Origin of the sequence: Limnoraphis robusta BA-68 BA1 (genome assembly GCF_034932365.1) — a bacterium.
Classification (GTDB): domain Bacteria; phylum Cyanobacteriota; class Cyanobacteriia; order Cyanobacteriales; family Microcoleaceae; genus Capilliphycus; species Capilliphycus robustus.
Genome location: NZ_JAYGHR010000075.1, coordinates 52,167 through 68,657, shown reverse-complemented (window position 1 = coordinate 68,657; position 16,491 = coordinate 52,167). Strand labels below are relative to the sequence as shown.

The following is a 16,491-nucleotide window of genomic DNA, read 5'->3' as shown; positions in this document are numbered from 1 at the left end:
TTTATCTTTGATTTTAGATGAATTTATCGATGTGATAGAGTAATTATTTTTTGGGATCAAGAATAGTTTTGAGAAAGATAATATTTTCGTCCGGCGATTCCGATTCCTAAAAATCCCCATAAAATAGCGCCACTGCTTCCCAACATAAAAGTTCCTAAAATTAATTGAGCAAGCATTCCCAAAGAGATAGCTCTAGCGGTTGCCAGAAATGGATCGAGTTGGCACTCTTTTCCCAGGAATAAACTTAGAGTCAAAAAAAGCATTCCGCTCATGTACAAACAAGTACCGAACCAACCCAAACTAAATAACATTGCTAAAATAGCACTGTCAAACTGAGGGCTTCCTAAACCTTCTCCAAACCAACTTGATAGTGCTAAACCCAAAAGATTTTGATAAGTTTCTGCTCTGGCTTGAGCGCTAACATCATTTTCAACGTTTGAAAGAGTTTCAAAGCGAGAAGTGATTTGCTCAGAAAAAGGCTCTATCAGGGTGAGGGGAATCACACAAGTAGCGATGATAATAACTGTTACAATTAGGCGAATTTTAAACTGTGTTTTCAGAGAAAAAGCGAGAAGAAAAAAACCAATCATCCATCCTCCCCAAGCCGATCGCACCCGAGATAGAAAAAATGAAAGATAACCCATTGCTGAAGCCGGGAGATACAAAATGCCTGTTGTATTAAACAGTAACAGTAGACCTGCCATCATCACCATTCCAAATGGAGCTGGAGCATTCATTGTACTCCACACCCGAATTTCTAATGGAAAAGGTCGGCCGGCACTATTAATATCAGCGTTAATTAACCACAGTCGATCCCACTCAGGAGCAACGAGATACTGAAAAATTCCATAGGCGCCTAGAACTAAAACTGCCCACAGAAAAGTTCGCTGAATAATCTTACGATAATGGGGATAATCTTGCCAATTAACAAAGAAGTGAAAACTGATGAGTACCGGAGCTAGCCACTCTAATAGTGCAATGCCAACTTGAACAGGAGAGCGATAAATAAGTCCTACAAAAAAACCATAGAATACACCCATAAAAGATAGGATAAAAGCCAACCCTCCCCGACGATAAATAGTGGGTAAATATTGCCAAACATTAACCAGAGTAACCGCTGTCACTAGATAGGGAGCGAGTAGAAGAGGACTGGGATCTGTAAAACTACTCTTGTAATCCGCTAAACGTCTAACAAGAGGAGTAAGGAACCACATCCACCACATGAAACTTAGATAAAGAAAGGGATAGCGAAAATAAAGAAACACCCCAACGGCTAAAGATCCGGCAGGAAAGACTAAGTTAAGAATTTTACCTACACCGGCTAGAATGAATAGAGCTGATAGGAAAACAAATCCTAAGAGAACTAACCAAGCTAAAGTTGGGCGAAATAGTTCGGTAGTATGCGGTGTAGCTGAGTTATTCATCAGAAATTTAATGACTTTAATTGTTTTCGATCCTGTAAAACTTGATCGTAGAGGGATAGTCTACGTTCAGCGATACTTTTCCAGCTATATTTTTGAGCAGTTTTATGGGCATTTTTACGCAGTTTTTCTAGATAATTTCTATCTGTAATTAATCGCTCTAAAGCTTGCTGAATTGCTTCAGTATTACGTGCGGGAACAACTATGCTATCATAGCCATCACGTACAATTTCTAAAGGTCCAGGAGTTGCGGTTGTGATGGGAGCTAAACCACAAGCCATTGCTTCAATTAAAGCTTTGCCAAACCCTTCAGAAGTCGGGGGGAAAAGTTTAATGTGATATCCTTTTAAAAGGCTCGGCAAAGTTTCATGGCGATAACGGGGAATCACTTTAACCCGATCGCGTACACCCGGATCAAAATCAGCATAAACTTGTTCTACATTAGGACACATTAGACATTCTGTACCAAAAAAACTCATTTCGACTTGAGGATAGCGAGCTAAAATTTGGTTCAGGGCAGGTACACTATAGTGAATTCCTTTACGAGGAATATAGGTACTAATTTGAGCAATCCGAATTTTCGTATTTTCTCCTTCTGGTATGGGTTCAAGGGGTAGATCAAGAAATTCCTCTGGTATTCCGTTCGGAAAAATATGAATTTTTTCTGAAGCTATATTGAGTTGTTCGATAGCGTATTTCTTTTCCTCCTGATTGAGTAAAAAAACCAAATCAGCACAGCGTAAAGATGTGGCGACTTCCCAAAGTTGAATGCTTCCTCTGTATAGTCCATATTTCCAACTTAAATTGTGTTTTCCTTGCCGAACATTTTCTAAAATATCGAGGTGTTCAAGATGTTGTAAAGCATGACTACGAGTGACTAACAAAGGAGGTTTTTTTGTGAAGTTTTTGAGAATTTTTCCCCAAAACCAAGCATCTCCTGTAGAAGCATCTACGACATCTATATCCATAGCTTGCTTACGAGAAGAGGTGAGCAGTTCAGATGCCACGAATTCAGGAAAGACTATTCTCTTAAGAGGACGAGGTAGCCAGTTAGGAAGATCATCAAAGGAATAGTATCGAACCTCATGTCCTAATTTTTGATATTCCTGTCCGAGTTTAAAAGTGCTTCCTGCCGATCCGGAATCCGGATTAAAAACCTCGTGAATTGTTAATAGTATTTTCATCTTTTAAAATTCAATATATTAGATACTTTGGCTGCATAAAAACTCAATTATTAGTTTATCGAATTTGAGATTCTCCCAATAGCAATTTCAGTCTTTCATATACTCCTCGATAATGAACTAAAATGATCAATAAAAACACTTTTATTTTCTGGGATTGACTCTTGACTCTTCGATCTAAATAACTTTTTTTATACGCATAAATTAATGGAGGTTTGCACTTATATAAAAGCTTCAAAAAATCTTTGTAGAATGATTGTTGTGTTTGATTAGAGTTAAGCTTTTCAAGCTGATAAAACCCACCTCTAACACGAGCTACTTTTTTATACAGTTGAGCCAAAGAGTCTCTAGCTGGATGAGCAACACAACAGTCTTCAGCGTATTCTATTGGATAACCTAGAGAATATGCTCGTTTTCCCCATTCTGAATCTCCTCCAGATTTGAGTTGCTGATTAAATAGTCCAACTTGATCAAAGACCTTTTTGAAGGTGAATAAGTTAGCTGTTGCGGCAAAATGTGCTTCTTCTGCAATTTTTTTCTGCTGTAAGTTCGTGATACTATCATATAGCTCTACTGCCGTTGGATTTTGGGAATTTTTAAAGAAAATTTCGATGTTTCCAGCTATTATTCCTGGTTTTTCTAGAGATAATAAATGTTTCAAACCTGTCTCAATCCAGTCCTCTTTCGGTATACAATCGGCATCGGTAAAGGCGAGAATTTCTCCCCGAGCAACTGAAATCCCTTTGTTGCGAGCGGCATAGGAACCCGGACAATTTTCAAATGTCAACCGAGCCTGAACGAATTGACTGACAACATCTTTAACATTTTCTTCGGAAGCATTATCAACAACGATTACTTCATACTGGTTTTGGGGATAAGTTTGTTTTTCTAGAGCTTGTAAGCATTGTTTTAAACGTTGAGTATCATTGTAAACAGGAATAATTACTGAAACAAAGAATTCATCAAACTGATTCATAGATACTCCTCTAAAAAATTATGATTTTATTATTCGGGTAATTTTTTATTTTTGATGATGGCTTCTATCAAATCATCAGCCATATTCGATAAAGCATAGGATAAAGAGGAGTGAGAGGCTGAATTGAGAGATGATTTGAGCCAATTGAATAAGCTTTTTCTTTTCAAATATTGTTTGGCGTAGTCAGCATAAATTTCGGCATAAATACGTTTTAAAGAAATTATATCAAATTGTTTTTTGATTTGAGGGTAGTGATTCTCAACATATGAAACTCGGTCACGAATCCGATTCTTAAGATTTTTAACATTAGTCATTTGGTCTTTACCATGCTTGCGCTGAATGACTAGAGGAAACTCAGTAAAGATGGGTTGATAACCTGCAAGCAAACTGCGAATATAGAAATCCGTATCAGAACCATATCTAATTTGTTCATCAAAATAACCAATCTCAGAGAAAAGTTTTTTGGGAAAGACGACAGAGGAAGGTGTATAGATGAAACTTCCTACTAATAAATGATGTAAAGGGGAATTATATTTATTCAAATCGGGTCTTTGAAGTCTAACTTTTTTAGAGTTTTTGATTGCATTCCAAAAAAATAAGTCACTAACAGCAAAACTTTTTTCTTTTTGAGCCAGAGTATTAATCTGAATCTCCAGATATTTTTTTTCCCATAAATCATCTGAGTCTAGTGGAGCTATATATTTACCTCTAGCTACTCGTAATCCTTGATTTCTGGCTGCGGGACATCCGACATTTTTCTCAAGTTTAATCAGATGAACTTCTGGATATTGCTGCGTAATGAATTCCGCAGTTCCATCGGAAGAATAATCGTCAACAACAATAACTTCTATGCTGCCGTTAAAATCTTGGGAAAATACACTCGCTAAGGCTTCCTTGAGCATCGGAAGGCGATTGTAAGTTGGAATAATTACTGAAACATCCTTATCTTTGTTCATGGGGTTTAATGTGATAATTTTCAAGGTCGGCTCTGAATTTTTTAGCTTTTTTAGAAGTTATTCACAGTCTTGAGAAAGCCAGTTTACTTCGTATTCTATCTTGGAGATCATTTTTCATATTAGATAAGGCATAACCCCAAGATGTACAATCAGCTAGCTTTTTTGAACATCTCAACCATTGCCCAATATTCTTTTGTTTGAGATACAATTGAGCATATTTTTTATATACATCTCCATAAAGCCGATTTTGAGAAACATTTAAGCAACCTTTCTTTTGGATTATCGGATAATTTTTTTGAATGATAAGCAATCTATTTTTGATTCTCTCTTCTTGATTTTTGATATCCGTTGACTGTCCTTGATCGTGTTTGCGTTGAATTGCCAAAGGCTGATTTGTAAAAATAGGAGTATAGTTAGCGATTAAACATCGAGCATAAAAATCTGCATCTTCACCTCGCTTAATTCTCTCATCAAATAAACCCACCTCTTCCAGCACTTGACGCGGGAAAACCACACAGGAAGGAATGTAAATAAAATTTCCTACCATCAGATGATGAAGGGGTGAAGTATATTTTTCTAAGTCGGGCTTTAAAATCTGAATCTGTTTTTTATTTTTGACAGTATTCCAAACCAAAATATTACTCACACTGAAACACTTTTTTTTACCTTCTAAGGCTGATATTTGAGTTTTGAGATAATCTTTTTCCCAAAGATCATCGGAATCGAGAAAAGCAATATATCTACCTTGGGCTATAGATAAAGCCCGATTTCGTGCTGCTGCTGCGCCGACATTTTGCTTAAGACTAATCAAGTTGACTTCTGGATACTTACGACTAACAATTTTTGAAGTTCCGTCTTCAGAATTGTCATCAATTACAAGAGTTTCAACTAAGCCATCAAACTCTTGAGCAAACACACTTTGAAGTGCTTCTTCTAACATCGAGATTCGATTATAGGTGGGAATAATAACTGAGACGTCTGGATATTTCATAAGATAACCTCCTGTTTAGCTAACTTGACTTAAATCATGTTGCATCTGATGATATTTCCAAAGTTTTCCACGCAGTTCTAATAACTCTTGATAACCTCCTTCTTCTACAATTCGTCCTTGTTCTAGCACGACAACTTTGTTTGCTCTAACAATGGTTGAAAGTCGATGTGCAATCGCAATTACCGTTCGACCTACGGCTAGTTTTTGCATTGATTCTTGAATTAATCGCTCTGAAACTGAATCTAAAGCACTGGTTGCTTCATCCAAAATTAGTATATCTGGATCACGTAAAATAGCGCGTGCGATCGCAATTCGCTGACGTTGACCTCCTGATAATCGTACACCTCGATCCCCTAAGATTGTATCCATCCCTTGGGGGAGTTCTTGAATAAAATCTAAAGCATTCGCAAAACGAGCCGCTTCTGCGACTGCTTCTTCTTCTACATTTTCTAAGGCATAAGCAATATTATCTCGAACTGAAGTATTGAAGATAAAGGTATCTTGACTGACAACCGCCATTCTTCGACGCAAAGAGTATACATCAAATTCTCGAAGATCTAAATCATCAATTAAAATTTGACCTTGAGTGACATCATAAAAGCGGGGAATCAAGTTTGCTAATGTTGTTTTTCCGGCTCCCGATGCTCCCACCAAAGCTGTCATTTCACCTCGTTTAATGATCAAATTAATATCATGTAAAATCACATCTTCCTGATCGTACCCAAAACTGACGGATTGAAATACTATTTTTTGTTGTAAGTGAGTATAGGGAGAAGTCCCATTTTTGAGGTAAGTTTTGTTATCCGTTCTCAGCAGTTCATTGATATTGTTAATTGAACCTTGGAAGCTACTGATTTGTGTCCGAGCGCCATTAAGCTGACGAGTAATCGGTATTAAACGAAATAAAATAAAGATAAAGGTGAGTAAAGAAGCTATTTTTAGCTGGTCTGTGGGAATTAAAAAGGCAAAAGAAAAGAGCAACATTCCAATCAAAATTAGGGTTGCTACGGCTTCAGAAATCGGAACAACAGAAGCACTAAAAACAAAAGACTTATTATCAGATTTCAGTAAATTTTCACTCGCTTTATAGAAGCGTTTGCGCTCAAAATTTTCAGCCGCAGAAGCCTGAACTGTATTAATACCATTAATAAATTCAATGGCAATTGAAGTATACAAACCTCTAGCTTTAGTTCTCTCAAAGCTTATTTCTCGGACTTTTTTAATCAGTGTTGATACACCGATAGTCAGCAAGGTAAACAATAAGATAGAAAGAATGGTAAGCTGCAAAGATAGCAACATCATAGAAACAACATAGACTAATAATGTTGATCCTCTAACTAGCATAAAAGAGAACAGCGAAAAAGCTTGCATGAGCTGTCCAATTTCGGCTGTTATGCTGTTAATTAATTCTCCCGATCTAACTTTTGTAAAGTAGCTTAAACTAAGACTTTGAAACTGTTCAAATAGACGGACTCTTAACTGATAAGCCAAATTACTTTGAGTAAGTCCACTGTAAACTTCGCTCAAGTAGGTCATACCCGTTCGCAGCAAAGTGACAATCAAAATCAGAATAGATATCCGATAAATTCGCTCATTTGCTGATGCTTTGACTCCAAGTATCCAAACGTCAAACCAGTCAATCCCTGTTTGAATAGGTTGGTAATCTGGCTCAGTGAGACTTTGTAAGAATGTTAACAGAAATCCAACTCCAAACCCTTCAAAAATAGCAGCCAGGAAGGTAAACAGCAATGCTAATAAAGCGATATTTGACACAGACTTCAATTCTTGAAAAATTAAATAATTATCTTTCCAAAACTGTGTTTTTTTAAAAACATTTTTTAGGTAATAAGGGAATTTAAATAACATCATAATTTAATGATTAGTCAATTAAGTTGGAACAACAGAGAATCAGGAAAGTATCAGAAACAATAAAACCTTGCTCGGCTTTAATTTTGCGTATAATCTCGAAAATCGATAGCAGATTTTTCGGAGCGAACTAAATAATTGCCATTTCGTTCACTGTAAGTTATCGAACTATTTTTAGAATGAGTTGATCCATTAGCGACGATTCCAATTACTTTTAATTGATTGAGCATTGCGATTGCTTGATTCAGTTCAGACTGAGTAATTTGGTCAATGCGTTCAACCATGACAACTCCATCACAGAAGGATGCTGTTTCCAGCACATCTACTGTTCCGAGAATTGGAGAGGTATCTAATAAAACGAGATCGTAATTTATTTCAAAAATTTTCATTAGCTTCCGCATCTTATTAGAACTCAAAAGCTTAACTGGATCATCAGGAATTGGCCCTCCTGTTAAGACATCAATACTCAAACCTAGTGGGGAGATTTGATGCAAATAAGGCGCCGAAACTTCACTGGACAAAAATGTTGATAATCCTTGTTCATTCGGCAGATTAAGTTGTTCATGGAGCGCCGGAGAACGTAAGTTTGCATCAATCAGTAAAACCCTTTGATGTAAGCGAGCTGCACTCAAGGCTAAACCCAAAACCAAAGTTGATTTACCTGCCTCATTTAATGCGGAGGTTACTAACAGCGATTTGACGGGATTGGGAGAAGTTAAAAGCTGAATATTCTTATAAATTAGGTCAAGAGCTTCTCGAAAAGGCAACCAATAAATGGTTTGTAAAATTACAGAATAAGCCGGAGAAGATCTACGGAAGGATAGATTTAAAATCGAAGTGTTGGCTTGAGCCTGCGGAATTTTAGGGACAATTCCTAACAAGGGTAAAGTTACCTTTTGTTTGAGTTCATCAGAACTATGAACGGTATCGTCTAAGCTTTCTCGCAAGAAAGCAACAATTCCTCCCAGGAATAATCCCAAAACTCCACCCAAAGCTAGATTTTTTTTCAGGCTGGGTGCAATTTGTTCACCCAACTGAGGAGGTTCTACAACTTGCCAGCTAAAGCCTCCCCGAGTAATTTCAAGACTCAGATCCTGTCTTTTTTCCAATAACTGATTAATCGTCATTCGCTGAATTTCGACTTCCGGCTGTAAGCGGTTATAATTAGCAATGACACTGGGAAACCGATTCAATTTAGCGCGTAGTTCTTCTTCGGTTTCAGCTAAACTTTGGACGCGAGCTTGTAAAGTTTGCAACTCCGTTTGAGTTTCAGCTAGTTGACGGACTAACATTTGATCGGTTTCACTAAGCTGCCCTGTTTTGAGTATGTCTTCAGCCGTCACATTCAGTTCTGCTGGAATTTCTCCTAAAATTCTAACTATTTCTTGCCTCAATAATGCTAGCAAACTTTGACGTTGTTCAAGTGACTTTTGAACTTCTGGATCTGCATCAGTAAAAATTGTTCGTTGTTGAGCTAAAAGGATTTCTGTTTGTTGAAGTTGATTCAGTAACTCTTGATAACGAGAAGATTCACTTAAACGAGCTGCAATTTGCGCTTCCTGCGGAGAAAGTTGAAGTTGATCTTGTAGCGTTTCATAGCGAGTTTGAGTCGTTTGATATTGAATTCTAGTTTCGAGTAGATCTTTTTCTACAGCATTGAGTGCATCAGTAACAGCCTTTGCTTGCTGTTCAGGATCAATGAGGTTTTGATTTTCGCGAAACTTTTCTAAAGATCCTTCTGCTTGAATCAATTTTTCTTGAGCTGTTGGTAATCCCTCATTAATAAAAGAAAGTCCTTGGTCTAAACGCTGTTGATCTTGTTCTGTATTATAGTCTTGATAGACTTGTTGCATTGCCTCTAAGACTTTCTGAGTCTTAAGCGGATCGTTATCAGTATAGATGGCTTCAAAAACTCTTGTTTCCGTCTCTCCCTCTTCTATCTGAGATAAACTAAAATTTTTCTCTATATCCTCTCCCTTTAGAAGTGGATATTCAGATTGTAATAACTGAGCTGCCGTTTCTGTAAATTTTGAACTTCGCATTAAAGTTAGTTGAGTTGCATAATCTTGTTTAGACGTTAAATTTTCCCGTTCTTCTTGTAAACCACTCGGTCTAGCGGGAAAATTAGGTTCAACTAAAAGCTGCATTTTACTTTCATAGGTTGGCTCTGTATACCACTTCGTTTTGACAATTGTAATCGACACAACGATCACAAAGATACTCAGTAGCCAAAAGCGTTGGCGCAGAAGTATTGCAAATAATTTTCCATACCCTAAATCGGTTTCTGAATGAATTTCGGGAAAGTTTGATGTCATAACCTCCGACCACCTAAGCAACTTTGGATTGACTGACTTGTGTAATTATCCTCTGCCCACAAATCTTTTCAAAGATCGGCTCAAGTTTATTAAAAAATGCAACCTCTGAAAAGTTTTTGATTGCATGCTCTCTAATTTTGGCATACTCCCATTGAATTTCTGGAAATTTCAGTAGGGTTTTGTGGAGGGACTCTGATGTTTGTTCCTCAAAAAATAATCCGGTAAATCCTGGAATTTGAGTATCTAATACACCCCCTGCACCATAGGCGATAACAGGCGTACCACAAGCATTGGCTTCTATAGGAACTAAACCATAATCTTCTAAGGCAGAAACAACTACAGCCTGAGCATTTGCCATTAAATGCTGACGCTGTTCATCACTGACAAAACCTAAAAATTGAATATTTTCTTTGGCTAGGGATTTTAAGGCTTCTTCTTCTGGCCCACTGCCAATAATTTTTAAAGGCAATCCGAGTCTGTTGAAGGCTTTAATGGTAATATCAATCCGTTTGTATCCTAAGAAACGAGATGCTACCAAATAATAATCTTCTTTAGAACTCGAAAATAAAAACTTACTGGTGTCAATGGGATAATTGACGACAATCGCATTTTGATTATAGATTTTATCAATCCGATTTGCTACCTCTGTGGAATTTGCAATATAAACATCTGGCTCCTGAGCATACTTGTGATCGGCTTTTCTCATCGCCCGAAATACTTGTTCCAAGAACGGATAAAATGCCCGATATTTTTGATACTTATCTAGATAGGTTTCCGTATCCCACAGGAAACGAGTGACGTTATGACAAAAACAAATATGCTTGGCTCCAGCTCGTTTTCTCACCGCTTTAGCAAAGCTGGTGCTGCTACTAAGAATTAAGTCATATTTTTGCAAGTTTAAAGCACGAAAAGCTCGGTAATAAAAGGGAGCTAAGAGTCGAAAATTTTTAGCAGCTCCTGGAATATTTTGCAGCGCAGTCGTGTATACCAGTCTATTTCCTAGATTGATTGTTTCTTGGGGTTCATACAGTGAAGTAAAGATATCAGCATTGGGGAAAGCGCGGCAAAGCAACTCAAAAACACGCTCTGCTCCTCCCTTCTGAGTTAGGTAGTCATGAACTAGAGCTATTTTCATCTATACACCTTTTCCCATATCAAATTATTTTTAACAGTTGACATCGTTGAAATTTATAAAAACGATCTGCCACAATCCAAAATTTTGTCGGGTAAACTCCGCTCATCTCAATGAATGTTTCCCTATCTTTTTTAGGACTCAATCTTCATCCTATTTATTCTATAGACGTCTATCTTTAGTTCTTCAAATATCCTGATGTTCAGGACTTTTGAACCGATGTAGATACCCCTGACAGAATATTGTAAACATTGGCTTTTTATCTCGTCTATAGAGTTAGTTGTCTTGAGTTTTTCACGACTGCAAGCATGAGGATCATAACACAAAAATTGAAATTGACAACAGTATAAGCGATTTTGCTGCTGGTAAAAAATTATACTCTAAAGAAAACCAACAAAATCAATTTTGAACTTCAAACTCCCCTCCTCTTTTTTGATGAGCGGAGAATGAAGATAGCGATCGCACCTATCGCACTTAGCAAGACTAAGGAACCTTGATCAGCACAAACACGCTTCCCTCATTTCCTCGTCCAATTCTCATCTGATCATCCAAATAGGTAGTATCTAACCATCCTTGTTGATTACCGGGTTCAATCTTGAAGTCGATCGCCAAAAACTTTCTACCCGACTCTACAGCATTAATAAACGGATGGAGAGATTGATAACCTATAAATCGTTGTAAACCGATAACAAAACGGTTAAATTTGACTTCTACTCGTCGATCAGATACCGCTTCAAATCCAGCAACGACACTGACTAAACCTTCTAAATAAGGGATACCAATGACTTCAGCAATATTGTAAATTTTACCTGTTTTCACCCGAATACATTGGTAAGTTTTACCTAAGTTGTAAAAGGGAAAGCGATCAATTCCGAGCAATTCTCTACTGCTAGTGTAGACCAGTTGCCAGTTCCCCTCCAACAGTTCAGGTACTTCTAGTGGCTTAGGATGAGGATTATAATCTTCGAGTTGGGCAATCGCCGATAATATCGCCTGACGATCTAACTCACTTGCTAATATTCCCCGATTTTTCCCTGCAATTAGCTCTAATAATCTAGCTTTTTTCATCATTTATAAAACTTCTTTTTTATGTTTATTGTTGCTCCTCAAACTATATTACCATAAAATTTAGCATATTGGGGGGAAGTCCAAACTCTATCTCAAGTTAGATTTGAATACAGATGCGGTGATAAACTATTTTTATTAACTGTAAAAAAAGATCAATAAGGTGAATGAATGTCCCTGTAAATTGCTGATTTTCACTCTGTTTATAAACCGGATGATCTATCTGTCATTTTGAGAAACGACTTCAGAGATAGATTTTCAGGGCTAGCTCTCCAAGTTGAAAGATTTTGTCAAGCTTAACAGGATGAAGAAATGTTGATTTTTTGATAAATTATGCTAGATATAAGAGAAACCAGAAGTATCATTAGTCTTATAATCTAATTGTGCTTTTGAGGGTGAATCCTCAAATTTGATATCATGGGCAAAAGCACTAGGAAGTATTTGTTCAAATACTGATGTGCAGTTTGAGAGCTTATAAGAGGTGAATACATACACTGTGTCTCTATCTAGCCCCATTCACTTTATTTCGGGTTTACCTCGTGCTGGCTCAACGGTGCTGGCAGCTATACTGAGGCAAAATCCTCGTTTTCATGCAGGAATGACATCGCCTGTCGGGGGTTTAGTCAACCGAATGCTCGATGCGATGAGTGAGGAGAACGAATTCTCCGTGTTCCTTTCTCAAGATCAGAGGCGTGATTTGATCCTCAGTATTTTTTCTGCCTATTATCAACAGCAACTTGCTGAAAAAAAAGTTGTTTTTGATACTAATCGACTTTGGTGCAGCAAGTTACCGCTAATTTGTCAATTGTTTCCAGAAGCAAAAGTCATTTGTTGCGTGCGTAACGTCGCTTGGGTAATGGATTCTTTGGAGCGATTAGTTCGGCGGAATGCGTTTGAAATTTCTAGAATGTTCAGAAATCGAGCTGAAATTTCAACCGTATACAGTCGCACAGAAGCGTTAAGCCAAGGAAACCGTTTAGTTGGATTTGCTTATAATGCTCTCAAAGAAGCATTTTACAGCGAACAAGCGGAGCGTTTACTATTAGTAGACTATGAGTTTTTAGCGATATCTCCAGAGGAAACGCTATCATTAATTTATCAGTTTATTGGAGAAGAACCCTTTGATCACGACCTCGAAAGCATCGAGTACGAAGAACCCGAATTTGATCGCAAGTTGAGAACAGAAGGATTGCATACTGTTCGCTCTCGGGTAGAATTTAAAGCCCGGAGAAGTATACTACCTCCGGATTTATTTGAGCGATTTAGTCAGCTCTCCTTTTGGAAAGATACAACCCATAGTGCAGCGAAAGTCATTCATTTTCAAACTTCAAAATAGATTGAGTTGAGTCAAGTCACTTGACTTGATTCATCCTCTATAAAAAAATGAGCCAAAAACTACATTTACATTCAGTTTCATAAGCGTTATAATTTAGTCTACCTTATGTTATAATCTTTTATTCTCTATCCTCCCCAATCTTAAACAGATATTGTAGGGGCGCAACGCTTGCGCCCAAACTCCTAAAACTTTTTCAGACACTCTAGATCAAAACTTTCTACTCTTTTTTATTGAATGTCATTACTTTACCTTCTACAGACTTCACAAGCATTTCGGGTTTAAGCCAGGTTTTCTTCTGGTGCAAATCTTCTATTTCTGTATTCACTAATTCTAATCCTTGTTTCACTTCTTTAGCTTTGGGATCTAAACGTTGTGCTGTCAAATGATGCTTTTTAGCGGCTTCTAATTCGTTCAGACGCTTGTTTGTTCTGTGATTTTTTATGTTCGCCAAACGACGTTCTGCTTCACCTAAGTTAGTATAAGCAACAGCGTCTTTCGGGTTATTCGCAATGCGGTCACGGTAGCAGTTAATCTTACTTTCAAGATCATTTACTGTATCAGACTCAGCCGGAATATAAACGAGGAAACCGCTACAATTTGTGGGGGGAATGGAGACTGCTGGCTTGTGAATAAATCCTACTACAGTAACAACTATAGTTAAAATGCCACCTACAGCAGCTATTAATTTCTCTTTATTCTCAATTTTTCTTAAGAACTGTTTCAATCTTTCTAGTAAGCTTTGATTATTGGGTGAGGGTTGTTGAGTCATAGGTCTATTGTTAAGTTTGGTTAACACATTTTATTCATCAAACCTACTGCTTAGAATACCTCAACAGTTAGTCCTTGGCAAGCCCTATATGGGATAATAAGATTAAATTTAACATCAAATAAACTTGTTATACTTTAAAGCTAATCTTGACAACACAAATCACCCTATGATAACTTGAATTATTCAACAATATTTTAAAATAATCTATGAACAGTTGTATCTTTTCATTCTTTTCGGGCGCAGGATTTTTAGATTTAGGATTTGAAAAAAGTGGTTTTAAAATAGCCTATGTAAGCGATATTAATCCAACTTTCATAAAAGCTTACCGTTATTCTAGAAAATGCCTTCAACTTCCCGAGCCAGAATATGGCTACAATAGTGGAGAAAATGCCGATATTGTTCAACTCACCGAAGGAGAAAAAGCATTACGTCTTTGGGAATTAGTTCAAGACGCTCGAAAACAATCAGAACTAATAGGATTTATCGGAGGGCCTCCTTGTCCTGACTTTTCAGTAGGTGGAAAAAATAGAGGTCAAAATGGAGAAAATGGCAAACTATCCGATACCTATATTGAATTAATCATACAACAAAAACCGGATTTTTTCTTATTTGAAAACGTTAAGGGACTTTATAAAACTCAAAAGCATAAGATGTTTTTTGAGTTTCTTAAAGAAAAGCTTGTTCAAGCTGGATATGTACTGACAGAAAGATTGATAAATGCTTTAGAGTATGGTGTTCCTCAAGATAGAGATAGAATTATCTTAATTGGCTTTAGAAAAAATATAATTACTGATTTGGGTATCAAGATTAAAAAAGCTGATTTTTTACCAGAAGGACTTTTTCCCTGGGAGAAATACATGAGTTACTCAAGAACCGATATTACAAAATATTCATGGCCGACAATTAGCCCCTTTCAAGAAAATTCAGTAATACTTTGTCCTGATGGAATTCCTGAAAACTTAACTGTAGAGAATTGGTTTAGAAAAAATGACGTGCTAAATCATCCAAACGCTGAAAATCACTTTCAACCCCGAGCCGGAATTAAAAAAATTATATCAGTTAGCGAAGGGGATGACTCAAAAAAATCATACAAACGTCTTCACCGTTGGCGTTATTCTCCTACAGCTTGCTATGGAAATAATGAAGTTCATTTACATCCCTATAAAGTTCGCAGGCTTTCGGTAGCTGAGACTTTGGCTATTCAATCTTTACCAAAAGAATATGCGCTTCCCCAGGAGTTATCTTTGAGTAGTATGTTTAAGATGATTGGAAATGGTGTTCCCTACTTGGCTTCTAAGGGAATTGCTACAACGATTAAACAATTTTTAACGGGATATAGTCAGCCGACATCAGAAAAACTTGAACTTCCGATGACAACTTTAAGTAATTTGTGTATAATATAAATACGAGGTACCCCGAACTGCACGGGGACTAATGGTGTAGTTGAAATACTACGCGCCTGTTAAGTTTATTAACTACAGCCCACGGCTATGTCAGTCGTGGGTTAATAATTTAAATTCAGCCTACAGTTAGCTTTGACTACACCTCGCCTAAACGAGGAGTTAAAACTACCTGTTTCAGCAAAAATACACTGATTACTTGAATTCATTAGGAACTTGAATAATTTCTATTTTGTTTTTAATGACGTTGAATGCTTGGTTTAATTCAATAATCCTAGCTTCAGATTTCTCTACTGATAAACGAGAAAGCAAATATGTAGCATAGTCTACTATCTGCAATCCTGGATAAAAAGCAGAAAATCCAAACCAAGGTAATCCTATCAAATTAATTAAATTAATAGCTTTTATATTTGCATCTCTCCAGTTTTTGTAGGCTTTGATGACTCTGTTATCTTGTACGGCAGTATTTAGAGTAGAACGGGAATCTAAAAACAACATTCCTGTTTCTTCACTATTTTCAAGAAAAGTTTCTAACCGATTTAATAAGTAATGGAGAGATAATTTATATAAATCAGTGTCATTAGTAATTGCTTGTTGTTGTTCTCTTAACAGTTGCTTATTCATCTGAATGGCAAACAGATGACAGGGTAACTGACTTAACATCTGTGAAAATTCGACAAAAATTTGAACGCGATAGTCTTGTGGAACATTTTTAAATTGGCTTAAGCCTTGCCAGATATCTCTACCTTTTAACTCCCATTCATCAGGTTGTTTGCTTTGAACAATACTTTGCTTAAAGTTAAAGAACTCTGTTTCTATTTCCCGCAAAAACCTTGAGTGAATTGCCAAAGCACACAAAAAAAAGTATTCTGATTGCTCATCTTTCCAGCCTGTACCTCCTTCATCTATATAAAATAAGATCATTAATTTTATACTTATAACAAGAACCATCCTGAATCAATAAAGTATAATATATCTTATAATCATAAATTGCAAGTTTTTTAGTAATTTTTAAGTCTAGAGCGAATGATTATAATATAGTCATCAACTAAAACCGCTAAAATTTAAAAATAAGTTCTCATC

The 16,491-nt window shown here is 36.8% G+C and carries 13 protein-coding genes; 2 read left to right on the top strand and 11 right to left on the bottom strand.

The window, feature by feature from the left end:
- Positions 1-56: 56 nt before the first annotated feature.
- From VB836_RS21765 to VB836_RS21725, 9 genes are all read right to left on the bottom strand, one after another.
- Positions 57-1,424, bottom strand: coding sequence for an O-antigen ligase domain-containing protein (locus tag VB836_RS21765; protein WP_323222474.1), 1,368 nt, complete (start codon positions 1,422-1,424; stop codon positions 57-59).
- A complete protein-coding gene (locus tag VB836_RS21760; RefSeq protein ID WP_323222473.1) occupies positions 1,424-2,605 on the bottom strand; it encodes a glycosyltransferase family 4 protein in 1,182 nt (393 codons plus the stop codon). The genes VB836_RS21765 and VB836_RS21760 overlap by 1 nt, the downstream gene beginning before the upstream one ends.
- A gap of 55 nt (positions 2,606-2,660) precedes the next feature.
- Positions 2,661-3,578 carry a glycosyltransferase gene (locus VB836_RS21755; protein WP_323222470.1) on the bottom strand — a complete coding sequence of 306 codons (918 nt, stop codon included), beginning with the start codon at positions 3,576-3,578 and terminating at the stop codon, positions 2,661-2,663.
- Positions 3,579-3,607: 29 nt separating this feature from the next.
- Positions 3,608-4,534 (bottom strand): glycosyltransferase family 2 protein, encoded by a 927-nt coding sequence (locus VB836_RS21750; RefSeq protein ID WP_323222468.1) that lies wholly within the window; start codon positions 4,532-4,534, stop codon positions 3,608-3,610.
- Between the two features lie 61 nt (positions 4,535-4,595).
- Positions 4,596-5,525 (bottom strand): glycosyltransferase family 2 protein, encoded by a 930-nt coding sequence (locus VB836_RS21745; RefSeq protein ID WP_323222466.1) that lies wholly within the window; start codon positions 5,523-5,525, stop codon positions 4,596-4,598.
- 15 nt (positions 5,526-5,540) lie between these two features.
- Positions 5,541-7,394, bottom strand: coding sequence for a heterocyst formation ABC transporter subunit HepA (gene hepA / locus VB836_RS21740; protein WP_323222464.1), 1,854 nt, complete (start codon positions 7,392-7,394; stop codon positions 5,541-5,543).
- Positions 7,395-7,471: 77 nt separating this feature from the next.
- Positions 7,472-9,706, bottom strand: a complete 2,235-nt coding sequence (locus VB836_RS21735; protein ID WP_323222462.1) for a GumC family protein — start codon at positions 9,704-9,706, stop codon at positions 7,472-7,474.
- A 13-nt stretch (positions 9,707-9,719) separates the two neighbouring features.
- A complete protein-coding gene (locus tag VB836_RS21730) occupies positions 9,720-10,841 on the bottom strand; it encodes a glycosyltransferase (RefSeq protein ID WP_323222460.1) in 1,122 nt (373 codons plus the stop codon).
- A 480-nt stretch (positions 10,842-11,321) separates the two neighbouring features.
- The gene (locus tag VB836_RS21725; protein WP_323222458.1) at positions 11,322-11,909 is read right to left on the bottom strand and encodes a PAP/fibrillin family protein; all 588 of its coding nucleotides are present in this window, start codon (positions 11,907-11,909) and stop codon (positions 11,322-11,324) included.
- 475 nt (positions 11,910-12,384) lie between these two features.
- Here VB836_RS21725 and VB836_RS21720 point away from each other — a divergent pair, with 475 nt between their 5' ends.
- Complete coding sequence (locus VB836_RS21720; RefSeq protein ID WP_323222456.1) at positions 12,385-13,239, top strand: sulfotransferase family protein; 855 nt, start codon at positions 12,385-12,387, stop codon at positions 13,237-13,239.
- Positions 13,240-13,456: 217 nt separating this feature from the next.
- Here VB836_RS21720 and VB836_RS21715 read toward each other — a convergent pair whose 3' ends face one another.
- On the bottom strand, positions 13,457-14,008 hold the full coding sequence (locus VB836_RS21715; RefSeq protein WP_323222454.1) for a tetratricopeptide repeat protein: 552 nt from the start codon (positions 14,006-14,008) through the stop codon (positions 13,457-13,459).
- A gap of 206 nt (positions 14,009-14,214) precedes the next feature.
- On the opposite strand from VB836_RS21715, the gene VB836_RS21710 reads away from it, so the two are divergent.
- Positions 14,215-15,411, top strand: coding sequence for a DNA cytosine methyltransferase (locus VB836_RS21710; protein WP_323222452.1), 1,197 nt, complete (start codon positions 14,215-14,217; stop codon positions 15,409-15,411).
- Positions 15,412-15,603: 192 nt separating this feature from the next.
- Here the strand turns inward: VB836_RS21710 and VB836_RS21705 are convergent, their stop codons facing one another.
- Positions 15,604-16,332 (bottom strand): DUF3800 domain-containing protein, encoded by a 729-nt coding sequence (locus VB836_RS21705; RefSeq protein WP_323222450.1) that lies wholly within the window; start codon positions 16,330-16,332, stop codon positions 15,604-15,606.
- Between the last annotated feature and the right edge of the window lie 159 nt (positions 16,333-16,491).